This is a genomic window from Brucella sp. NBRC 12950 (assembly GCF_030268145.1).
GTDB lineage: Bacteria > Pseudomonadota > Alphaproteobacteria > Rhizobiales > Rhizobiaceae > Brucella.
This window is the reverse complement of the sequence record NZ_BSQC01000010.1, coordinates 211,718-234,285: the sequence shown is the minus strand read 5'-3', so window position 1 is coordinate 234,285 and position 22,568 is coordinate 211,718. Positions and strand designations below refer to the sequence as shown.

Genomic DNA, 22,568 nt, shown 5'->3' with positions numbered 1-22,568 from the left:
ATTCGTTTGTTCCGGGTCAGGAGCAGCTCGGAAACCTATACCATCTCAAAATGATTAAAGGAGACTTTTATGTCCTGGTTTGATGAATCGATCATGGTCCGCAAAGGCGTTGCAAAGGGTATCGCTGGAAAAAGCCATCACATCAGTGAGGAAGTGCAGGGCAAGTATCAATATGTCTATGGTTCCTATGTTGAGCCGGTTCTACATGTAGAGCCAGGCTCGGTGATTTCCGCCGAGACGCATGACGCATTTGAAGGGAAAATCCGCAAGGAAACTGACAAGCCATCAGAAATTTTGAATTTTCCATTCCTCAATCCACAAAATGGGCCAATCTATGTCGAGGGTGCCGAGAAAGGCGACACGCTGGCGGTATATATCAAGGAAATCCGTCCGCGAGGTGAGCAACCGTCGGGGACCACCGTTATCATGCCTGAATTTGGCGGTCTCGTGCCGACAGCAGATACAGCGATGCTGAATCCAACATTGCCGGAAGTGGTCAAGAAGTTGCACATCGATGCTGAAAAAGGCGTCAAGTGGAACGATCGTATCACACTGCCATACGAACCATTCATTGGTACAATCGGGACTGCACCTGAAATTGAGGCTATCAGTGCTCTGGTCCCGGATTATTATGGTGGCAATATGGATTTGCCTGATGTTGCGCCTGGCGCAATCATTTACCTGCCCGTGCAAACCAAGGGTGCCTACCTGTTTCTTGGTGATTGTCACGCTGCGCAAGGTGATGGCGAACTTTGCGGTGTGGCCGTTGAACATCCAACAGTGACGACCATTCAGGTCGATTTGATAAAAAACTGGACTATCCGTACTCCTCGTCTGGAGAATGATAAATTCTATATGACCGTTGGTTCTTCCCGCCCGATGGAAGACGCGGCTCGACAGGCTTACAGGGAGTTGATCCGCTGGATGGCAACCGATTTCGGTTTCGATGAAATCGACGCCTATATGCTTTTAACGCAGGCGGGACGTGTCCGCGTTGGAAATATGGTAGATCCAAAATACACACTTGGAGCTTCCATTTCGAAGTCGATATCCGGCATCGCAAAATAGCATCACGCTATGGTGGCGCGCAATATAAAGCGCCACCAAGATTTCCAAGTATATGCAAAGTTTTGGTAATCTCATGGGGGTTCTTCTGAACAGTATGACATTCAAGTTTGAGCCGCGTGTCTTTCTGGAGTCGTTGTTCGATGCAGCGGTTGCGGCTGCTGATCCCGAACTGGTTATCCGCGCCAATTTACCTGCCAAGCCCAAAGGCCGGACGATTGTGATTGGTGCAGGCAAAGGGTCGGCACAGATGGCAGCCGCTTTCGAACGCGCATGGGCAGAGCGGCATGAGGGCGAGGACGCACCAATCGAAGGCATTGTCGTCACACGCTATGGCTTTGGCGCGCCTTGCAAGACCATCGAGATCATCGAAGCATCGCACCCGGTGCCTGATGATGCCGGGCTTGCGGCCTCAAAACGGCTGTTCGATGCAGTTTCAAACCTCACCGAAGATGATCTTGTTGTGGCGCTTATTTCTGGCGGAGGCTCGGCTTTGCTGCCATCGCCGCCTGAAGGTCTGACGCTTGCCGACGAGATTGCGGTCAACAAAGCTTTGCTTGCCTCTGGTGCGCCGATCTCGGCCATGAATGCGGTGCGAAAACACCTGTCGACCATTAAAGGCGGGAGGCTGGCAGCGCACGCACATCCGGCAAAAGTCTTCTCGCTGGTGGTTTCCGATATTCCCGGCGACAATCCTGCTTTTGTCGCTTCAGGCCCGACGGTGCCTGATGCAACATCTCGCGATGACGCGTTAAAAATCATCGAACGTTACAAGCTTGAACTTCCCGATGCCGTGCTCACGCATATCAAAAGTGAAAAGGCTCATGCACCAAAGCCCGACGACAAAATCTTTGCCGATAACGAAGTGCGGGTGATTGCATCCGCAGCTGTTTCGCTGGAAGCAGCCGTAAAGGAAGCCGAGCGTCATGGGGTCGAGGCGGTGATCCTGTCCGATTCAATGGAAGGTGAAGCACGCGAAGTAGCGCATGTTCATGCAGCAATCGCGCGCGAAGTGGCGGATCGTGATCGCCCGTTCAAAAAACCGATTGTGCTGCTTTCCGGTGGCGAGACCACCGTGACCATCCGCGCCAAAGGCGGCAAGGGTGGCCGCAACAGCGAGTTTCTGCTGGCTTTTGCGCTTGATATTGATGGCTATGGGAATATTCACGCACTCGCGGCTGATACCGACGGCATTGATGGTTCGGAAGACAATGCAGGTGCCTTTGCCGATGGGACAACGGTTTCGCGGCTGCAAAAGGCTGGCGAAGATGGCGCAGCGCGGCTTAACGCCAACGATGCATGGAGCGCATTTGACGCTATCGGTGATCTGTTCATGCCGGGGCCAACCGGTACCAATGTGAACGATTTCAGGGTGGTCCTGATTGTGAAATGATTAACCCGATGGCTCGTGTAGCCTGATCTACTCTGCAAGCTTTACTATCTCGGCATCGCGGTCTTTACTGGCAGTCTGAGTACTACGGATGCGGCATGGTACAAGTGCAGCTATTTTTTTGGCTTCCAATGCGTGTGTAATTATGTGTCCGGTGGACTTAAGTTTCTTACAATCTAATCGACTGGTCATCTCATCGTTCTCCGTAAGTATATCCCATTGACATATCCCAAATGATACGCTATCTACGTCATATCATCGTCGATACAATTAGGAGTGACGCAGATGGAACAGGGAGCCGTATTTCAGAGCAACCGAAGCCAAGCTATCCGCTTGCCGAAGGCAGTAGCTTTGCCTGCCGATGTGAAGCGTGTTGATATTGTTGCGGTGGGGCGTACTCGAATTATAGCGCCTGCGGGTGAGGCGTGGGATAGCTGGTTTGAAGGTATTGAGCCGACATCGGACTTTATGAGTGACCGTGATCAGCCTACGTCGCAGGAACGCGAGGCGTTGTAATGCTGAAGTACATGCTGGATACGAATATATGTATTTTCACGATCAAGAATCGTCCACAGCAAGTTCGAGAAGCATTTAACCGATTCCATGATCAATTGTGCATCAGCTCGATTAGTTTGATGGAATTGATTTACGGGGCGGAAAAGTCCGCCAATCCTGAAAAAAACCTTGCAGTGGTGACAGGGTTCGCAGCTCGCCTTGAGGTATTATCGTACGATGAACATGCAGCAAACCACACGAGCCAATTACGTGGCGAATTGGCGCGTAGTGGAACTCCTATTGGCCCATACGATCAATTGATTGCTGGTCACGCCCGCTCACGGGGGTTGATTATGATTACGAACAATCGCCGAGAATTCGATCGTGTCCCCGGTTTAAGGGTAGAAGACTGGACCGTCTAATTTCCAACTCTATTTCACGGATTATTGGTGATCTGCGATTGTTTTATCCGTCCAGATCACTGACGGATTTGATCAGCTTGCTATCTGACGCGATCACAATCCATCCATTACTTTTTCAGCAGGCTTTCCACGACATCGGAGCCCAATGTTGTTATTAACGCTTTAACTCCGTTTTTGGGCAATCTCGAAAGGCCAGTGACGATGCCTTCTTTCCATGCGTCACCGCGATCCCATGCTTCTTCCCAAGCATCTGTTAGCTCATCACCGTGACGCGTTTGCACCAAAGCTTCGAAGAGCAGAGCGGCCTGTGTAAGGTCCTTGTCGGCCTTCAAACGCCCTAACGTGTCTGTAAGTCTCCGCGAAGACACGATCAGCTTGTGTATCGCATATCTTTCCGGAGCAGGGACGAGGACGTTGATGCCTTCACGGAAAAGAAGTACCGTGCGGATAGGCTCGTAGATCAAGTAGTCGAGGAAACGCAGGTTTTCCGCCGAGGCGCCAGCTAGAGCCGGCATGGGCGATGGCTTTCCGGTGTATTCGTCCGATCCCCGGTTACCGGTCAGGAATTCAACTCTGTAATCTTTGCCATTCACGAAAGTGGTTACGCTGGCTTTATCTGCATGATGCGGAACAGCCCGGAATTGCGGATCGACTGACTGTAATATTTCGAGAATTGGTGGCAGGCTGTCTTGGACCTCAGACGATATCGCGAAATCCTGGGCAAAATCCGCATCGCCTGTCTGCATTGCTGCAGCAGGCAAGCGGACACCGAGCATTCCAGCGTAAGTGCTGAATGCCACTGACCCGATCAGGATAGCGCGTAAGCGGAACAGACCCGCCTCGGCTAAGGCTCTTGTGACATCGCCGGCGAAAGGATCAGGCCCGGGGAGGCCAGCGCGTCGCAGCGAGCTAACCATGCGCCTTCGCTCCCTAATGTTGTCCTTAATCTCTTTGTGAGCTTTTACCCGCTCACTGATCGCTTCGTCACTCGCCGGGCCGACGTATCTTCGTTTATCCATGCCCTCGGGGGTAGGAAGGTCGAAATACCAGTAATCACGATTTTTAACTGTAACGTTTACGAACCATCCCTCGAGGGGAAAGTCCGCCGCGAATTGTGCATCGATTGTTCGCTGGGTTAACTCAGCGAACATTGTTCGATAACTGATGTCGATATCTTTCATCGGTGATGCTTTTTCTCTCGAGTGATCTGGCTCCGGTGAGGGGCGAAAAAGCCACTTCACAACGACGTTATAAGGTTCTGCCAAAACCTTATAACAAAGTTCTGGGCGACCGTAATTATAAGGTTTTGGCAGAACCTTATAACACGTGAACCGGCAGCGTAGACACGAGGCAGGGCTCTGTGCGGCATTTTAAATTAATGCTTTTCCGGGGACGCCGGGAGATTTCCGCGCATGGGTTGGCGGAGTGCGCAGTAAAGAAGGTGTTGTACTTTTGTTAGAAAACCTGCAATACGCTTGGTATCGAGCGAAGATTGCTGTCTTGCAATATGTGGTCGTGGAGGCGGATAAAGAGCGCTTGCCTTTCAAGCAAGATATTGTGACGTCCGAGGAGCGGGCATATCAATTGCTTGAACTTCGCAAGCATTCGGAAAATCTTGCAGCTCTATCTGTTGCGCTCTCAAGATGCAAAGTTGACGAGTATCAATATATGCTCAGGGAGTTCTTCGCATACTGGCAACGGCTGGCCCGATCAGCTGCGTCATTGAACCTGAGACTGGACAGAGATTAACACTCGAAACGGCAACCAATTTCTTTTCAACCGGAGAGGTGTTTCTGCATTGAAAAAAGTTCTTATTTGCGATCTCGTCGGTTTGAAATTCGATGAAAATGGGCGCCCCGATCACTCCGAAGTTGCCGATTTTATCCATGCGCAAGGTGGAGTATTTCATATTGGCGGCGTTCTGGAGAACGCTGCAAAAATGCGTCATGATGTAATCAATTTCTACTATCTGCCGCATCTCTCTACAGCTGAAGAAATGATGGGGGTGGGGAATGGAGGCTATGACGCTGTCATTGCTGCTGCGACGCATGTGCCATCACAGGCTCTGTTTAATCTCGGTGGTGTACGTATTGGTGCAGGAACCGGAAACATGGGGTCGACCTCATGGGGCGGGGGCACGGGCATAGGCGGCAATGCGCCGCTGATGAACACTCCTGGCAGTAACAGCCGTGCCACAGCGCAGATGGTGATGAAGGCTATTCTGAGTGTGATGCCTGACTTGCCACTTGATGATTTGCATGAGCAGGTTCTCGCTGGCGGTTTTGACACGGGAGTTCATATTCAGGCTTACCCGACAGAAAAACTCGAGGGTAAGCGGCTTACTGTTCTTGGGTTCGGCAATATCGGTCGCGAGGTCGCAACGCTTGCAAAAGCCTTCCACATGAATGTGACCGTCTATGCACGCTCTGTCCATAAAGAGCGAATTCTTGCGGCGGGCTTTGATTACAGCGATGATTTAGTTGCCGCATGTGTCGATGCAGATATTCTGAGTGTGCATGTTGGTCTTGGCAAGCGCGACGAGATTAGCGGCTCGTATAGGAACTGCGGCATTGTTGGAGCTCCATTGTTAAAGGTCATGCGACCGGGCGCCACTGTGGTGAACTTTGATCGAGGCGAAGTGGTTGATGTTCAAGCCTTGTCGGATGCGATGCAGAGTGGACAGGTGCGTTACGCTTTTATTGACGCAGATATTTTCCGCGATGCGAAAACAGGGCATCTTAGCGGTCCACTTGCTCCTTATGTTGCGCCTGCCCGACAATTGGGTGGCAGAATGAAGCTTTATCCGCATATTGCCGCTGATACTGATCATCCGTCACGCGTTGCGGGCGCAAAGCAGGCCGTTTTGCAGATTATTGAAGCAATTCGTAACAAGCGTGTTCGCAATCTGGTTGGCGATCTCCCTGATGGTTACATACTTGCCGTTGATGACGCCGTAAACAAAACTGAATGAGCATTTGCATGATTGCCGACACAAAAGCATTCTTTGACGGCTTGTTTCGTGCAGCTGACAATGCAGCAGACCCAGCACTTGCCATTGGAAGCTTTTTGCCCGAACGACCAAAAGGTCGCACAATTATCATAGGAGCTGGGAAAGCTTCATCACAAATGGCAGCAGCGCTTGAGAGGATATGGCAGGGACCACTCGAAGGTGTGGTTGTCACACGCTATGGCTATGCTGCAAGGTGTGACCGGGTAGAAATCATGGAGGCATCTCACCCTGTTCCTGATGAGGCGGGGTTGCTCGCAACGCAACGAATGAAGCAGATAAAGCCATGACCAAGATCTCAGACCTAAAAAAGCGCCTTATGAACGATCCCGAATTCCAGAAGGAATATGAAGAAGCGGATGCAGAGTTTGCTCTTGTCGAAGCTCTTCTGAGGGCGAGAACCAAGGCAAAGATGTCGCAAGCCGATGTAGCGAAACGTATTGGCACAACCCAATCGGCCATTGCTCGGCTTGAAGGTGGTAAAGTTTCTCCATCCATTTCTACATTGCGTCGGTACGCAGAGGCCACAGGGTCGAAACTGCAAATTAATCTGATCCATCAATGATAAATCAGTGAGCTCTCGAGACAGTACTTAGCGAGACTGGCTGTGATATTTTTCAGCCGCTTCACTCCAATTCAGAATTGTTCCTTCGTGAATCAAAGTGGCGTCGTTGCGTTAGTTTCTTGACTTGGAACCAAAATCAAAAGCACTCCTACAAATCTGCCCTGCTTACTATCGAGGTTTGATATTCGAGGACCCAGCCGTCTGAACAGATTTTGCGTTCCTGGCAGGCTGTCGTGCTCGGTTTGAATAAGGCACTGCATGGGGAGGGCGATTAGTTCACGAGGATGAACAGCACTTACGCAATCTCGATCAATTGAGTGAAGGTCATCAACCCAAGGAGAGCCTCTGTCTGCCACGGGGTGGGTTGCTGACAGTCAGGATTCGTTCATAATTAGGTGGAAGCCGACGTAAGCGTATCTTTCCAGTAACAAACCGCCAGTCCGAAGATAATGGTGTGACAACGCTGTGCTTAAGCCTTAAGGGGAGCTTTGGAGACCGTTGCTCAAGCGAGCGTTTCCGGCAAAGGAATTGCGCGATGATCGTATTCAGACCTATGGACGCCGAGAGCTATCAGGCCTACCTGGACTATTTTGTCCCAGATTACGCTGCCGAGATATCGGTGAACTACAGGCTTTCTGAGGAAGCCGCACTCGTTCAGGCTCGGTCAGAAATTGTCTCTAACCTTCCAGATGGTGCTCAAACGGAGGGGCATGTTTTGCAGAGCATTATGCAGCAAAACAGCACCGCAGAGCAGCTTATCGGATATCTCTGGTATAAACCTGATTTGTCCACGCGGTCAGCGTTCATCTACGATTTCTGCGTCCTTGAGAGATATCGTGGACAAGGACTTGCCCGACAAGTCCTGTCAGCTTTTGAGGATGGGATGCGAGGTCTGGGGTTTGAGCAGCTTAAACTACGTGTTGCCGCTAGCAATGATCGGGCGCGCCACGTTTATGAAGCCACAGGTTTCCAAGTGACAGGTATCAATATGAGCAAGGTTATCTGTGCGGACTGAGCCGTATTTCGCGCTTGGCCGCTTAACCCAGAAACACGCTAGTTGCTTTGGGCAGGGACTGATTTCGATAATAGCACTCAAGTCTATGCGCGACCGCATTGGCGCATAGCCGTCCGACCGCTTGGGGCGCGACGTTTGCCCAACAGTCCTTATACATGGGGTCGAAGGCGAACTGGTAGCTTCCAGCAAGGAAACGTCATCGGGGAAGTTATTCACTGATTTTTGTGATTATTGTAGCTATTCGGTCGCAGTAGCCATCTGATACCCTCTTTTCCAGAACGGTAGGGCTAAATGGAAACCATCGAAGAAATTGTCAAAAGATCAAGGAAAACAGAACACGGCTTTAATGATTTGCAACTCGCCGCGAATGAAATCATCTTGTCTGGTGATGCGGCTCGATCCAAGCAAATTTCGCTTGAGCTTCTCTGCTCTGAGTTCCATCAGGCGAGATGCGTGGGCACTTTCTTACTTGGACATCTGGCAGCATTGGATCTAGACGCCCTGCACATTTTAAAACATCGGGTTAGCAACGACGATGACTGGCGGGTACAGGAAATACTTGCCAAGGCGTTTGATCAGTTCTGCCGAGATACTGGCTATGAGGCGGCGCTTCCAATTATCCGCGACTGGTTGTCTGCCGCTATTCCCAATACACGCCGTGCTGTGACAGAGGGGCTGAGGATATGGACGGCTCGCCCCTATTTCCGAGACAGGCCTGACGTTGCTGTTGGGCTACTCTCGGCACAAAGAGGGGAAGAAAGTGAATACTTGCGAAAATCCGTCGGTAACGCGTTGCGGGACATCAGCAAGAAGCACCCGGAACTAGTTCGTCAGGAAGTGGCAAGCTGGGATTTGACTGCACGCGGCGTTCAACAGGTTTACAAATTGGCAAAGCGCTTGATTGCTGACTGAACCGACGAGCGAGGCGACTTCGGGCGGTGGACGCTCGCTTCGAGGGTCAGCTCAGGCGAAGAGGTTGTTATCGGCAATGACCGAAGCGGGGTCGTGGAACGAGCTCGTTTCGCCGGAAGGCGCGTGCGACTGAGGTATATTGGTTGTGGAAAAATACTCCTACGGTTCTGGACAAATTGAGGCTATGGACACAATGTCGATTTCAATCCAGAATTTTGTATTCTGTAAAGGGTGCCAAATAGGCAGCGGGTTTTACTTCATCCGAAATTGTGGAGCTTGCCCCATGGCTCGGCATAATAAGTTAGCACAGGGACTATAAGGTATTTCACAGGAGTCGCGAGATGTTCACTCACGTCATGATCGGCAGTAATGACCTGGAGCGGGCCAGATGCTTTTACGACGCCACCTTCGTTGCGTTGGGCGGGAATCCCGGCGAGATGGACACCAGAGGCAGGCTTATCTATGCTCACGCGGGCGGCCGGCTGATGATCACGACACCGATCGATGGTAATCCGGCGACCGTAGCAAATGGTGGAACGATCGGTATCGCCGCAGCGAGCCGCGATCATGTTCTAGCGTGGCATGAGGCCGGAACCGCACATGGTGGCAGAGCAATCGAGAGCCCGCCCACGGAGCGTCCGAACGGAGCTTTCGTCGCCTATCTTCGCGATCCGGATGGACATAAGCTCACCGTTCGGACACAGCCGTCATCATAAGATTAATTTCGGCTACGCCCCCAATCATCCGCGTTTCTTGGAGTAACCCGAGGCGTGATTGCTTCCGCTCGATTCCGAATGGATCTGCACCCATGAAACGGATCAACAAGGGGCAATTGCATCGCTGTGTTTCGCCGTCGCGGCTATCACCAGTCACTAGTTTCTCAGAACAAGCCCCCCGATGAGGAATAAGCGTAGAAACCTGCCGAGCGACCGAATGCGTGGATCGTCGCAAGTGCGACTGCCAGGCAAGCACATGCTTCGGGCGATTGACACGGGCTGGTCCCGGTCATGTCAGTGGGAGTCAGGTCAGGGTCTACAGAGTTCACTTTAATCCCCTCGCTCTCCAGCTTCTTTGCGAGTTTGGCAGTCAGCATGGCGAGCGCCGATTTTGAGTCACTTTATCCAACAAATCCGACAGTCCAGGTTTCGCTCCGGATGTCCAAAGCATCGGCGAGCTGGCTGAGCCCGCTGCTGCTCATTACGATCCGGGGCGACTTCGATTTGCTCAACAATGGCAGGAAGGTCTCGCCCAGGCCGCATCCATGATGCTCACTTACAAACAGAACGACATGGACGTCGAGAACGTAAGAGCGCTTTGTGTCGCGATTGCAGCTTCGACCAACTTGAAGAGACGAGCAAATCGCTTGAAAGTGATTGCAAGTTGTTCAATTTGTTTAGGTCCAGGTTCTGTCACACCTTTTACATCGGATAAAACCGGCGACAAAACCTTGCCGATCACGGTGCGGGGAAAATAGTACCCATCAAGCTAAACAACAGCATTCCCTAAACTGTCGACGAGTTCCACGTGCCTGGTATGCGAAGTTCAAGCGTATTCTTGTACTGACGAAAGTCTAATGCAATTCGCGATGCGCCAGTTTCAAGAGCGGCGCGCACGACGGCGGGGGCGAGTTCACTCAGCAAACGGGGATCGAATGGCGACGGTATGATATAGTCGCGCCCGAACGAGAGGTCTTTGCTGTGGAGGAGTTTGACACTTTCTGGGACCGCTTTGCGAGCAAGTGCAGCAAGTGCGAACGCGCATGCAATTTTCATTTCGTTGTTTATTTCTCTGGCTCGCGCATCGAGTGCTCCCCGGAAAATGAATGGAAAGCAAAGCACATTGTTCACCTGGTTGGGATAGTCGGAGCGCCCGGTTGCGACGATCGCATCGCTGCGCGACTCGAGCGCTTCCTCAGGGGTGATCTCAGGATCCGGATTAGCTAACGCAAATATAATCGGGTCTTTAGCCATGGACCGAAGCATTTGGTCTGTCAGGGCACCCTTGACCGATACTCCAATAAACACATCGGCGTTAACGAGTGCTTCGGCCAGTGTTCTTGCAGGGGTGTCGACTGCGAGATCAGATTTCCAGGAGTTCATATTATTTTCCCGGCCAGCCCAAACGATCCCCTGCGAGTCGCAAAGGATAGTGTTGCCCGGTCGAGCACCTATCGCATGCAAAAGCTTCAAGCATGCAATTCCGGCCGCTCCTGCGCCGTTGAGTACGATTTTGGCGTTCTCGATCTTCTTGTCGACAAGCATCAACGCGTTTATCAATCCCGCGGCCACGATGACTGCTGTTCCGTGCTGGTCGTCATGAAAGACGGGAATATCCATTATTTTATTGAGCTGCGCCTCGATGAGGAAGCATTCAGGAGCTTTGATATCTTCCAGATTGATACCACCAAATGTTGGCTGCATCAAATGGATCGCCTTGACCAGCTCGTCGACATCTCCGGAGTCTAGCTCGATATCGATAGCATTGATATCGGCAAAGAGCTTGAAGAGCGCTGCTTTGCCCTCCATCACGGGTTTGGAAGCAAGAGCACCCAGATTGCCGAGACCCAGGATTGCGGAGCCGTTGGAAATCACGGCGACCATATTCCCCTTCACGGTATAATCGTAAGCAGCACTAGGGCATTCTGCTATAGCCCGAACGGGGTGTGCCACGCCGGGGCTGTAGGCCAGCGATAGGTCGCGCGGTGTCCTCAGCGGCTTGGAAGCATTCATTTGGTATTTTCCAGGGCTGGGCTCGAGATGGTACGCAAGCGCCTCATCCGCGGTGACATTAATCTTGATCATCGCAGCACTCCAAATTTTTGAATATTGATTAGAAACGGTTTCCTTGTTCCCGGCTAATCGCCGGGAACAAGGCTGGATAAAACACGCCTTTGCCGTTCCGAGCTCAGACCGGCAGTCGCTTTAGTCGATCGGATTACATGAAGCGGTCAGCACCACCGGATGCCTCAATTGTATCGCCGGTCACGAAGCCATTCCTGTTGGAGCTAAGGAACGCCGCAATAGCAGCGATTTCCCGAGCTGAGCCAGCGCGTCCGATTGGGGTGCATTCAGCAGAGATGCGGGCGATAACTTCGCCATCCGACAGATCCGTAAATTCCGGGCGCGAGCGGCGCACAGCCGGTAGCATGTTGTTCGCCCAGTTGTCGGTTGCGACTGCACCAATTCCGATAGCATTCACAAGAATACCGTCTTTTGCGACTTCCAAAGCAAGCGATTTCGTAAGATTGTTGATGGCACCACTTAGAACATGGGAAACGAATAGCTTGGGATTGGGGTAGATACCACCGATGGAGGACATGTTGACGATGCGCCCCCATTTGTTCGTTTGCATATGGGGAATGGCCGCCTTGCAAAGCCGCCGCATTGACGTCAGCTTGACTCCCGTCATCTCTTCCCAGTCAGCCTCCGTTGAAGTTAGCAATCCTCCAGCGTGAGCCCGCCCGGCATTGTTAACTAGGATATCGAGCCCGCCCAACGCCTTGATAGCACGGTCGACAATCAGCTGAGCTGATTCCGGCTTCGAGACGTCTGCGGCCAAGGCAACGATGTCGGCGTCGCGGCCTGCGGCCTTTGGCGCCAACTTGCTAACCGCCTCCGTCAGTCGCGCCTGGTCTCTTGCGACGATCAGCACGCGCGCTCCATTTGTGAAAAGTTCTTCCGCAACTGCGAGGCCAATCCCGGCGCTTGCTCCGGTCACGATAGCTACCTTACCTTCGATTTCGAGGTTCATTGCACGTCTCCTTATTGAATTATTGTAGTTACTTGGGAAGAGGCTTGCCGCGGGTTTCTGGCAGGAACCAGAGTGCAAAAATCGCCACGACATAAAGAAGGACCATTGAGAGGACAGTCATATGAAAGCCGCCCAAGGTCGAAAACAAGAAAGCTGTCATGATCGGAAGAGGGAATGAGACGAGCCGGGCAAGATTGAAGACGATGCCCGATGCTGTCGATCGAACTTTTGTCTTGAAGAGTTCAGGCAGATAGATCGGCATCCAGGAGAAAACACCGAGCGTAAATATTCCGAGAATGAAGACCGACACCAGCGACCACGTCAGCGTTTCAGGCACATAGGCCTGGACTGCGCCGGCGCAAATTGCTCCACCGAACATCACAAACATATAGGGCTTACGACCAATGCGGTCGGCGATGAAGCCTGCACTTATGTAACCCACGATGGCGCCGCCATTGTACACGAGTGCACTGATGGCCGCCCAAGAACTTGCAGTCAGTCCCTTTTTTGCCGCGAGCCCGCCGATGTAGGGGCCGATGAGCGCGGATATTCCGTAAAACACAGACACAGTCACAGCTGCCATAACCAAGGTGGCAACTGCACGCTTCAGTCCTTCTGGATCGCCGAACAGCATTGCCAAGCGAGTTTCCTTTTGAAACTTGATTGTCTCACCTGGCGTCGGTTCCTTAACTGCCTCCAACCAAACTTTCGATTCCGGAACCTTCCTGCGGATATACATGAGGATGAAAGCAGGCAGCACGCCGATAAGGAACATCAAGCGCCATCCGTCCGGGCCGAAATTTGGTTGGATAAAGAGCCAAAGACCTGCGGCAAGAAAAAATCCAAAACCATAGCCGGACTGCATAATGCCAAGTGCTTTAGCGCGTGCTCGATCTGGCCATGTCTCCGCCACTAGCGCGGTTCCGGTGCTCCACTCGGATCCCAGAAAGACCCCTGTAAGAAACCGCAGTACGATCAGGACCGTCCACGTGTGGCTGAATGCGGTTAACGCCGTCAACACAGAGTATCCGGCGATCGATATCATGAGCATCAGCTTGCGACCGACCCGATCCGCCATGATGCTTCCGATCGTGCCACCGGCTGCCCAACCCAGAAGAGTCGCACCGATCGCATATCCAACGGCAATTCGGACTTCATCGGGTGTCGGATTGCTGAGCAGCGACATCGCTGCGATACCCCCAACCAATATCAGGGTGCTGGTCTCAAACCCGTCGAACATCCAGCCGATGAAACTGCTGCCGAGTGTTCGTCGTTGAATAGGACCTATCTCTTGAAACGTACCTTCGCTCATTTTATCCTCCCTATTAAATTACAGCCGACAGGATTTTCTCCAGCTCTTCCTCCGCGAGAAGCTGTTTACATGTGTCCATGTTTGAGAATTCCACTCGAATCGAGGCAGCTATTCCGGTTTGCCTGTGCGCATCCGGCGATTGAATATTGGTAGTGCCAAGCCAAACACCTCGAACCGGGACAGGATCAGCAGCAGGAAGCCGGATGCGCCGGCACGGTTTAAACGGCCGACGTCGCCAGATAGCAGCGCTGTCCGCTCTTCCTCTGTAAAAGGCATAGTCTGCACGGCAGCCTCGGGTGACGCCAAGATAAGCTTGCGAAACTCCTTTTCGTGAAGAACACGGCGGCAGAGGGTGTGAATAAGGTAAATATTCATTGCGCACTCCTTACGTCCCAGGCGGCGAAGGCGTTGCCCAATTCCGGCTGATTTATCAGGATTGCCGGGGTTTCATCCCCTACAAGACCTAAAGCGACAATCCAGTTGAGAAGCTCGCCGGCTACATTGCCCGCATCTAGCATACGATCCTCAGTTGCCTGTGAGATCAGGTTATCATAATTGCCAGTCTTGATTTCCTGAAGAATCCAGGCAGCCCAGGCGGGGTCGGGAACTCCGAAAGTCTTGTCGACAATAGCTCTCGGCCCACCGATTTCCAGGCTAAGGGATCCGCTTGTGATAACTGCAACGCGGATATCGCTATCCCAGGACCGTATTGCCTTTCCAAGCGAACGGCCCAGGGCAAGGCATCGTGACGCGACGGGCAATGGCGGCACAACACAATTTATGAAGACCGGTACGATCGGCAAATGCATATCTGGTGTCAGGAAATGGAGTGGCACGAGCGCGCCGTGATCTATTTGGAAATCAACCGTGGAAGAGAAATCGAAGCCTGCGCCAATCATACTCGACAACAGGTGTTTCCCAGCAGCGGCATCGACGCGGACATCATACCACGGCATGCCGGGAGTCTGATCGTTTGGTCCAGCTGTCGCCTCAGCAATACCGATTGCAAAAGTCGGCCAGTTGTCGAAGAAGAACGTGTTGAAGTGATCGTTGTTGACCGTAACAATCACATCCGGTCTGGAGGCCTCAAAATGAGCGCGTATTTCCGCAAAGTAACGCATTGCCTCTGACTTCTCTCCATTGAGCTGCGCGTCAACGACAAAATTCGGTGTATGTGGGACGGCATAAACCGCGACAAGTTCAGCCAAAGCCTTACTCCTCTTCGATAGCGCGGCAACGTCTGCCCGCTTAAAATGCTTCTGTTAACTTGGACCGTAGTGCACGGCTTGGTCAGAAGCTTTGGTGAGGAATTTCAGACGTCTGAAATTTTTGAATGCCAGTTTGACCGCAAGACTGTGTGCCAGCACCGCGTGTCGTACAGGCTCGCCGAGCGAACTCAGTAAATGTACTAAAATGAATCTCGACAAAGCTTACCGCAATCGGCACCCAGACCGGACTATGGCAAACATTACTAACTTTTTGCACCGCGCATCTGATTTTTGCAGATCGAACGTGCCACGTTGACATGCCTGCCGCTAGAAGCACTAGTCAGTTCTTCGACCAAGTCGGCAAGCGCGCGGATCGCCTCGTCGAGGGACACATCGGAAGCATTAAGGGAAACAAGGTCGATGCCGACTTTTAGTGCCCATGACAGGGCATTCTGACTGCGGGCATTCTTCAATTCGTTCCACAGGTTAACACTTGTCGCCGACGGCGATCCAGCCAGATGAAATGCGGCGCGCCTGAATTCGACATCCGCCCAGCACGGATCAGTATCCGTTTCTTCCACAAGGATATTTAATATAGGCAGCAGCAAAGTTTTATCCCACGCATTTCGGTGTGCGTTGAGAAGGATGTCACTGAAAAGGTTCGAGTATTTTGGATGAAATCCAGCTTTGATGACCGCGTCGACCAAGGATGAGAGTTCAGTCCATGGAATGGCTTTCCCACTTTCCACGGCCGCCCAGGTATCGAATAGCGCACCGTAGGTGTCCCAAAATCCTAGTCCATGCTGGCGGGCTTCATGCCTTAGGGAAGCGGTTGCGCACTGCACTGCCTCGAAGTCGCCCTCAAAACCATGGACAGTGCATTCGCCTTCTGCCAGTGCGCAGCATAAAGAATTGGCGTGATCGAGCTGCGTCGCTTCCGACACAGCGCGAGCAGCTATATCCTTAGCCTCGTCAACCCGACCCAAAACCCATAACGTCCGCGCAAGGAACGATCTCCCGGCGACCCTTTGGTCGAGCCCGAACCTAAATCTCTGTGGTGGCAGGTTCACCTCGAACCAATGAAGGCTTCTTTCAAGAAGCACGAGTGCGAGATCGTGATTTCCTAAAAAATGTTGTGAAACTCCCTCAATCCGTTCCGCGACCGCTGTAGATTCGGGATCACCGGCATTGATTGAACACCGTAGCATTTCTCGGGAATGGTATAGCGATTCCTGAAATCGACCGGATCTCAAACAGACTAGCCAAAGACCATACCTTGCTTGGAGTTCGATCTCGAAAGCTGCATGGATCTGCGCCAAATAAAGCGCTCTTTGCCACGCGTCGCCCGCATCCGATACGGGTCCGACAGCCCAGCTAAGTGCGGTTCCGAGTGCTGCTTGAAGAGACATTTCCTCGTTGGGTGACAGGGAATCTGCGAACCTCTCTAGCACCTGCGAAATGCGATTTCGGCATTCTGCATGAAGTGATAGCTGCACCCAGTATGGTGTTGCGCATGCCAATATACTGGTTCCAACTTGGACGTCACCGTTGGCGGAAAACGACCAGTCAAGAGCGCCGCGGATGTCATCGATGACGCCTGCGTGGGTTGACCGCCATTCATCCGTCGGGAGCGTCTTCCAATCTTCGTTCGCACGGCGAGCCGCAGTCAAGATGAAGGTGGCATATCGTTTCATGATGCCATTGAGATCTGCATCTTCCGCTAGCTTTTCCAGTGCGTAAAACTGAATGGATTCAAGAAATCTATACTGCGGTCTAGTCTGGCTCAAATCCAGCAGCAACAGGGACTTGCTAACCAGTCGTCCGAGAACGTCGATCGCATACCAGGGATCGCTATTCTCTGGTGTGGCGACGGCACGAACGGCGCCGACATCAAAGGGAGAGGAAAACACTGATATGCGCCTGAGCATCAATTGCTCGTCCGCATCTAGCAGATGATAGCTCCAATCAACGGTCGCCCGAAGCGTCCTGTGCTTGGCAAGAGCAGTCTTTCGCCCCGCTGTAAGCAGATTGAAACGATCATTTAAGGCTGCCAGAACGCCGCTTAGGCCGAGTGTGGGGACGCGAGCTGCAGCCAGCTCTAGAGCTAACGGTAATCCGTCAAGCCGATGGCAAATAGCGTTGGTCAACTCTACATCGACCTGGAGAGCCGGAACATTGGCCGAAGCGCGTTCCACGAGAAGCGCAAAAGCGGGGAATTGCAGAGCAATTTTGATATCGGTGACGTTTTGCGGCGGCATGGCCAGCGGACTTAGCCGGTAGACCTGCTCCCCACTAATTCCTAGTGGTTCCTGGCTGGTCGTCAAAATCTTGATATGGGGTGCATTTGTCAGCAGCACTTCGATTGCTTCCGCGATCGCACCAGACAAATGTTCGCAATTGTCGACGATGAGTGTGAGCGGACTTGCCTTGCTGCCACCAACAGCCTCCCTGATGTGGTGAATGTCCAGACTAGGGATCAGGAGTGCGTTTGCGAGTGACGCTTGGACGAGTTGAGCGTCGGAGATTTTGGCCATCTCCGCCAGCCGCACATCATGACCATCTCGATCAGCTAGGCGCTGCGCAAACTCAAGTGCGGATCTGGTCTTTCCGACGCCTCCAGAACCAACGATTGTTAGAAGGCGAGACTTAACGAACAATCCGCCAAGTTCCAGCAGCTCTCGGTCTCGGCCGAGCAGCGGGGTAAGCGGAATAGGAAGCGCTCGTGTCGCTGGCTTGTCGAGCACCCGTTCCGCGGCTGCCTCGGGGTTTTGCTTTTTGACAAGCCGATATCCGAGACCAAACTCTGTCCTGATCATATCCCGATCGGAACCCAGAGCACGCCTTATCGCAGACATTTGTGCTTGCAGGTTGTTTTCTTCGACGACAGCGCCGGACCAGACCGTTGTGAGGAGATAATCTTTTGTAACTAGCTCACCATTGGCTCTTATCAAAAGCCATAAAATGTCGATTGCACGCGGGCCGATCTCAACCTTGAACCCGTCGCGCATGAGAATTCGCAGGCGAGGAAATATCCTAAAGCGGCCAAAACAGGTGCCTTCATCATCTCGGACGCCCTGTGAGTCACTGGGAGCGTTGGCAGTCATAGGACATCTCTCCTGCGCCGATTGCGAATGTTGGACTATGATGGTCAGAATTCTTCGCATGTTTACGGTAAATACGGCATCCGCAACTTACCAAGATCAAACCACACAAAGTCAATAGTTGCGCTCAAAGGAGTTCGGCAATTCATCCAGTAGTGGCCAATTGATATGGCCATCACGGTCGCTTGCTCGCTCCGGCCTCAAGATCTGAGGGGAGTATTTCAACTGTTGCTGTCATACCCGCCGCGAGTTCAATGCCGGACGGCACCTTTTCGATATGGATGCGCACCGGGATGCGCTGGGCAAGACGCACCCAGGAAAACGTCGCGGCCACATTGGGTAGGCCGAGATGGCCGGGCGCGTCGTTGCTGTTGTCGATCCCGCGGCCGCGGCTTTCGACATGCCCTGATATGGGCTGATCAAAGCCCATAAGCATGATCCGTGCGGGGTCACCAATGCGGATCTGCCGTATTTTCGTCTCCTCGAAATAGCCGGTGATCCAGAAACTAGCGGCGTCGAGGACGGCGACCTTCGTCACACCAGCCGTCGCATAGTCGCCCGGACGGAGCCTCAGATTGGTGACATACCCGTCGACCGGCGCGCGGACAGTCGATCGGGCAAGGTTGAGTTTGGCTAGATCGAGCGTTGCCAGCGCTGATCGATAGGCTGCGCCTGCGACCGCAGCCGCGCCGCTCGATTGCTGGACCGCCTCTCGGGAGACGACGTCTTTTAGCTGACTGTGCCGCCGAGCCGTCGTCTGGCGAACAATCATATCCTGGCGCTTGGCATCGACCTCAGCCTCTGCCAACGCTGCAGCCAGCCTGAGCCGCTCAGGGTCGATCTCATAAAGGATGTCGCCCCGACGCACATATTGGTTATCAACCACGGAGACTGAGCTGACCGTGCCGGATACTTCCGGTGCGATCTGTACGACATCGACGCCAACCCGTCCGTCGCGGGTCCAAGGTGTCCGCTCGTAGTGATTCCACGCCTTCAGCGCGATAAAGGCCGAGACTGTTACAAGGCAAAGGGTCAGTGCGTAGCGCCCAAGCACGGATAGGATAGGTTTCAAGGCAGGGGTCCGATTGATGACAGGTACTGCACGAGCAGACCATAGATGATGACAAAGGTGGCTATTTCGACCAGCGCCCGATAAGCGAACAGGCGATTGAGACCAGAGGCGGCGAACAGGAGGACCGCCGCGATGGTGGCGACCAGCGAGATGAACGCGAGAACCACGAGACCGGGTATGAGAACGCCTCCGAGCTTGAGGTCAATGATCATCGGTCTTGGCCCTCCCTTCCACCGGGGAACCGACCGCGAACCGCAGGTCGATGAGCAGATCGACAATCTGCAGGCGATTCCTGAGCGCGCTGGCCACCACCTTCTCGATCAAGATCTCTATCCGCTTCTCGATATCGAGGAAGTCAGAAGGCGTTGACTGCTTCCCACCCATGAAGAGCTTGGCGATGATTGATAGAAGCTCTCTCAATTCGACGCGGGCGTCACCCTTGATCTGTGGGGCCGTCTTGCGAAGCTGTCCGGCAACATGCCCGATGCGAAGATAGTGTAAAGCATCGTCGAGCACGTCCGGATAGGCTGTGCCGGTCAGCTGTACCCTCGGCAGCAGCAAAGCCGTCCGATCGATCATAAGGCTTGTCCAGCGCGCTTCGTTCGGCGCATTCCCGAGCGCGCGTCGGCTAACGTCGCGGCGGCTCAAGCGAAGCAAGCGTTTAGTAGCCCCATCAGCCGATACCGTCTGGAACAGGGACATGCTCACGCCGCCGAAGCCCACAGCCGCGAACAGAGCGATCACACTGTTGATTGAGGTGGCGAAGTCGCCGGTGTAGTAGGGGCCGAGCGTCGAGAGGATCGGAATGGTCAGCGTGATGCCAAGCGCCATGAATGTTGTTGGAAGGCGTGCCTGCAAAGAGCCGGCAAACAGGAAAGCCGGGGAGAGCACGGCGACAAGAACCCCAAATTCCGAGACCTGGGGCAAGATGATAAAGCTATAGATGAGGCTGATTATGACCCCGTAGATGGAGCCGACGATATACTTGACGACAAAGGGCACAGGCGCATCGAAGTTACCGAACAGGGTGCAGCAGACGCCGAGAATGGAGACGGCCATTCCGCCCTCCGGCCATGCCGTCCAGATCCAGAAGGCGCAGCCAATGAGAATGCCGATGACCGCGCCGAGTGCAGTGCGCCCCGCCATCCAGGTATCGCGGTGATAGATATATCCCTTCGCTCGCTTTGCCCCATGAAGTAACGTGGCATCGCCGGACGGCCCGGTCGCTGCGATGTTCCGCTCCAGCCTGTCGCAGTCCTGTAGCAGACCGACCATTTCCGCGAGGTGACCTGCCAGGTTGGCGGCAAGCCTGTCGCCGGGCATCGTAGCGTTGGCGCCAAACAACTTCTGGACTGATCGTGCGTGCGCGATGAGTTGAGCTGCGGTAGCCTCCCCTCCTTGCGGCTCCACGCTTGCGACCCAGGCCCTGACGTCCCCGACCAATGCGACGAGGTCATCAAGCGCATGTGCATCCACTATGCCAAGGGCCTGAACCCGATCTTCGATCTCGGCCGCGAGCCACAGCAAACGAGCAAGCCGGTCATGGATATGATGCAGTATCTGCCTTGGTGGTGTTGGAGCTGGATCATAGGGTAGATGCGTCGCAAGCCCCTTAATTGCTAACAAGTCCGCTGCGATTTGGTGGCGGTCGCGCCGGTTTTTTTCCGCATTTCCATTTAGTGCATCGCCTGCCAGCCGACGAGCGTCCCGCAGCGTGGCCGCCAGCTTGCCGGTGAACTGTCCTGTCATGCGTTTCGGCAAAATGTAGCGATGAATCAAGACGGCGCACAGAATCCCAATCGAGATCTCCTGGACGCGCACCGACGCCGTTTCGAAAACCGCGCCTGGATCAAGAACACTCGGGAACCCGATCAAGCTCGCGGTATAGCCGGCAAGAACGAAGGCATAAGCGCGTGGTGTGCGGTCAAGCAACGAGAAAAACAGGCACAGGCCGATCCAGCCTGCAAGCACCGCGCTGCACATCATCGGGTCGTTGACGAAATTCGGGACGATCGTGACCGTCGCGACCGCGCCGACGAAGGTTCCAGCGAACCGATAGACTCCACGGCTTAAGGACGCCCCAGCAGATGTCTGCGAGACTATGTAGACGGTGATGATTGCCCAGAACGGCTTGGGAAGCCCGATACTCAACGAAATGTAGTAGGCCAACATTGCTGCGACAAAACTCTTGGCCGAAAACAGGATCGCATCCGCGTCCGCCTTGATGATCGGCGTGCGCAGGAAGGTTGTTCCAGCTTGAAACACGGCTGCAACAGCCTTGTTTGAGAAGGTATTTATGGACGGCGCAGTATTCATGCCCCCAGTTGTGCCCCATTTTCAAAGGCATATAAATTCGGTATTATGCCATAAAATACCTAAAAATGGTCATTCTGATGTCTTCCGTGCGATCTGCTGTTTCCGTTTTCGATCCCGACCTTACCCTTCTGCCTGCGGTTGCTCACAAGCTGGATTTCGCGGAACATGAGGAGGAAGTACCTCTGCACGTACATCGCAAGGGGCAGTTAATCCTCACTCTACATGGAGCCGTCACCTGCGTGGCAGGAAACGAGATCTGGATCGTGCCTCCTAATTGCGGAGTCTGGATTCCAGGCGGTTTGCCCCATAGTGCGCGCGCAACTGCCAATGCAAGGCTCAACTATCTGTTCGTCGAGCCGGGCGCAGCGAACCTGCCCGGAAACAGTTGCACACTGTCGGTCTCCCCAATGATCCGCGAGATGGTCGATCGGCTTGCTCGCGAACGTGCGGACTATCTCGCCGACAGCCATGCCGCTCGGATCGCGCGGGTGATCCTCGACGAACTTGCGCAGATGCCATATGAGCGGTTCAACCTGCCGATCTCAAACCATCCGAAGATCCGGGCAATGGCACACGCACTGACGATTGAACCTTCAGATCGCAGCACGTTGAGCGATTGGGCGAAGCACCTTGCAATGAGCGACCGATCACTTGCGCGGCTGCTAATCCGCGAGACTGGGCTGACGTTCGGTCGCTGGAGACAGCAACTCCACCTTGTTGTCGCCCTTCGTGAACTGGCAAGTGGCGAGGCAGTGCAGAATGTTGCTGCCGAACTTGGATACGAGTCAGTGAACGCGTTCATCACGATGTTCAAGAAGGCCTTGGGTACCACGCCGGCGCAGTACTTTTCGCACCGAGCCACATCAATACATTCTCCTTAACACTGCGAGCCTTCGACGATGATACGGCAAAATTCTCCCGTGGCTCGTGGTGATATT

At 53.5% G+C, this 22,568-nt stretch carries 20 protein-coding genes and 3 pseudogenes; 12 read left to right on the top strand and 11 right to left on the bottom strand.

All coding sequences use genetic code 11. The features are described from left to right. Positions 1–69 precede the first annotated feature (69 nt). The 4 genes from QSJ70_RS17925 to vapC all read left to right on the top strand — a co-directional run bounded on the left by QSJ70_RS17925 (position 70) and on the right by vapC (position 3,372). Entirely contained in the window at positions 70–1,068 is a 999-nt protein-coding gene (locus tag QSJ70_RS17925) for an acetamidase/formamidase family protein (RefSeq protein ID WP_285538388.1), read from the top strand. Between the two features lie 94 nt (positions 1,069–1,162). Next, positions 1,163–2,458 carry a glycerate kinase type-2 family protein gene (locus tag QSJ70_RS17920; protein WP_285538386.1) on the top strand — a complete coding sequence of 432 codons (1,296 nt, stop codon included), beginning with the start codon at positions 1,163–1,165 and terminating at the stop codon, positions 2,456–2,458. 282 nt (positions 2,459–2,740) lie between these two features. Continuing rightward, on the top strand, positions 2,741–2,971 hold the full coding sequence (gene vapB, locus QSJ70_RS17915; RefSeq protein ID WP_285538384.1) for a type II toxin-antitoxin system VapB family antitoxin: 231 nt from the start codon (positions 2,741–2,743) through the stop codon (positions 2,969–2,971). After that, positions 2,971–3,372 carry a type II toxin-antitoxin system tRNA(fMet)-specific endonuclease VapC gene (gene vapC, locus QSJ70_RS17910; RefSeq protein ID WP_285538382.1) on the top strand — a complete coding sequence of 134 codons (402 nt, stop codon included), beginning with the start codon at positions 2,971–2,973 and terminating at the stop codon, positions 3,370–3,372. The genes vapB and vapC overlap by 1 nt, the downstream gene beginning before the upstream one ends. 107 nt (positions 3,373–3,479) lie before the next feature. Here the strand turns inward: vapC and QSJ70_RS17905 are convergent, their stop codons facing one another. Beyond that, on the bottom strand, positions 3,480–4,553 hold the full coding sequence (locus tag QSJ70_RS17905; RefSeq protein WP_285538380.1) for a nucleotidyltransferase family protein: 1,074 nt from the start codon (positions 4,551–4,553) through the stop codon (positions 3,480–3,482). Positions 4,554–4,797: 244 nt separating this feature from the next. Between QSJ70_RS17905 and QSJ70_RS17900 the strand changes: the two genes are divergently transcribed. The 7 genes and pseudogenes from QSJ70_RS17900 (at position 4,798) to QSJ70_RS17870 (ending at position 9,587) form a co-directional block, all read left to right on the top strand. Further along, the gene (locus QSJ70_RS17900) at positions 4,798–5,121 is read left to right on the top strand and encodes a hypothetical protein (RefSeq protein WP_285538440.1); all 324 of its coding nucleotides are present in this window, start codon (positions 4,798–4,800) and stop codon (positions 5,119–5,121) included. 49 nt (positions 5,122–5,170) lie between these two features. Next, the gene (locus QSJ70_RS17895) at positions 5,171–6,343 is read left to right on the top strand and encodes an NAD(P)-dependent oxidoreductase (RefSeq protein WP_285538378.1); all 1,173 of its coding nucleotides are present in this window, start codon (positions 5,171–5,173) and stop codon (positions 6,341–6,343) included. A gap of 8 nt (positions 6,344–6,351) precedes the next feature. Next, positions 6,352–6,651, top strand: a pseudogene (locus tag QSJ70_RS17890) (DUF4147 domain-containing protein); the annotation flags it as partial. Positions 6,652–6,665: 14 nt separating this feature from the next. Then, positions 6,666–6,944, top strand: coding sequence for a helix-turn-helix domain-containing protein (locus tag QSJ70_RS17885; protein WP_285538376.1), 279 nt, complete (start codon positions 6,666–6,668; stop codon positions 6,942–6,944). A 535-nt stretch (positions 6,945–7,479) separates the two neighbouring features. Then, positions 7,480–7,959, top strand: coding sequence for a GNAT family N-acetyltransferase (locus QSJ70_RS17880; RefSeq protein WP_252349194.1), 480 nt, complete (start codon positions 7,480–7,482; stop codon positions 7,957–7,959). A gap of 291 nt (positions 7,960–8,250) precedes the next feature. After that, positions 8,251–8,871, top strand: coding sequence for a DNA alkylation repair protein (locus QSJ70_RS17875; RefSeq protein ID WP_285538374.1), 621 nt, complete (start codon positions 8,251–8,253; stop codon positions 8,869–8,871). A gap of 341 nt (positions 8,872–9,212) precedes the next feature. Next, positions 9,213–9,587: a VOC family protein gene (locus QSJ70_RS17870; protein ID WP_285538372.1), complete on the top strand. Its 375-nt coding sequence runs from the start codon at positions 9,213–9,215 to the stop codon at positions 9,585–9,587. A 164-nt stretch (positions 9,588–9,751) separates the two neighbouring features. Here QSJ70_RS17870 and QSJ70_RS27715 read toward each other — a convergent pair. From QSJ70_RS27715 to QSJ70_RS17825, 10 genes and pseudogenes are all read right to left on the bottom strand, one after another. Continuing rightward, positions 9,752–9,970: pseudogene (locus QSJ70_RS27715) on the bottom strand (short-chain dehydrogenase); the annotation flags it as partial. 436 nt (positions 9,971–10,406) lie between these two features. Next, positions 10,407–11,672: pseudogene (locus QSJ70_RS17865) on the bottom strand (malic enzyme-like NAD(P)-binding protein); the annotation flags it as partial. Between the two features lie 133 nt (positions 11,673–11,805). Next, positions 11,806–12,621, bottom strand: coding sequence for an SDR family NAD(P)-dependent oxidoreductase (locus tag QSJ70_RS17860; protein WP_285538370.1), 816 nt, complete (start codon positions 12,619–12,621; stop codon positions 11,806–11,808). Positions 12,622–12,649: 28 nt separating this feature from the next. Continuing rightward, complete coding sequence (locus QSJ70_RS17855) at positions 12,650–13,933, bottom strand: MFS transporter (protein WP_215779971.1); 1,284 nt, start codon at positions 13,931–13,933, stop codon at positions 12,650–12,652. 108 nt (positions 13,934–14,041) lie between these two features. Beyond that, on the bottom strand, positions 14,042–14,308 hold the full coding sequence (locus tag QSJ70_RS17850; protein WP_285538368.1) for a hypothetical protein: 267 nt from the start codon (positions 14,306–14,308) through the stop codon (positions 14,042–14,044). After that, entirely contained in the window at positions 14,305–15,141 is an 837-nt protein-coding gene (locus QSJ70_RS17845) for a DODA-type extradiol aromatic ring-opening family dioxygenase (protein WP_285538366.1), read from the bottom strand. The genes QSJ70_RS17850 and QSJ70_RS17845 overlap by 4 nt, the downstream gene beginning before the upstream one ends. Positions 15,142–15,404: 263 nt before the next feature. Continuing rightward, positions 15,405–18,245, bottom strand: a complete 2,841-nt coding sequence (locus QSJ70_RS17840; protein WP_285538364.1) for an ATP-binding protein — start codon at positions 18,243–18,245, stop codon at positions 15,405–15,407. 172 nt (positions 18,246–18,417) lie between these two features. Next, the gene (locus QSJ70_RS17835) at positions 18,418–19,314 is read right to left on the bottom strand and encodes an efflux RND transporter periplasmic adaptor subunit (protein ID WP_285538363.1); all 897 of its coding nucleotides are present in this window, start codon (positions 19,312–19,314) and stop codon (positions 18,418–18,420) included. Continuing rightward, positions 19,311–19,526 (bottom strand): DUF1656 domain-containing protein, encoded by a 216-nt coding sequence (locus QSJ70_RS17830; protein ID WP_285538361.1) that lies wholly within the window; start codon positions 19,524–19,526, stop codon positions 19,311–19,313. The genes QSJ70_RS17835 and QSJ70_RS17830 overlap by 4 nt, the downstream gene beginning before the upstream one ends. After that, positions 19,516–21,630, bottom strand: coding sequence for an FUSC family protein (locus QSJ70_RS17825; protein WP_285538359.1), 2,115 nt, complete (start codon positions 21,628–21,630; stop codon positions 19,516–19,518). Before QSJ70_RS17825 ends, QSJ70_RS17830 begins: the two co-directional genes overlap by 11 nt. Positions 21,631–21,707: 77 nt before the next feature. Between QSJ70_RS17825 and QSJ70_RS17820 the strand changes: the two genes are divergently transcribed. Continuing rightward, entirely contained in the window at positions 21,708–22,511 is an 804-nt protein-coding gene (locus QSJ70_RS17820) for an AraC family transcriptional regulator (RefSeq protein WP_285538357.1), read from the top strand. Positions 22,512–22,568 lie beyond the last annotated feature (57 nt).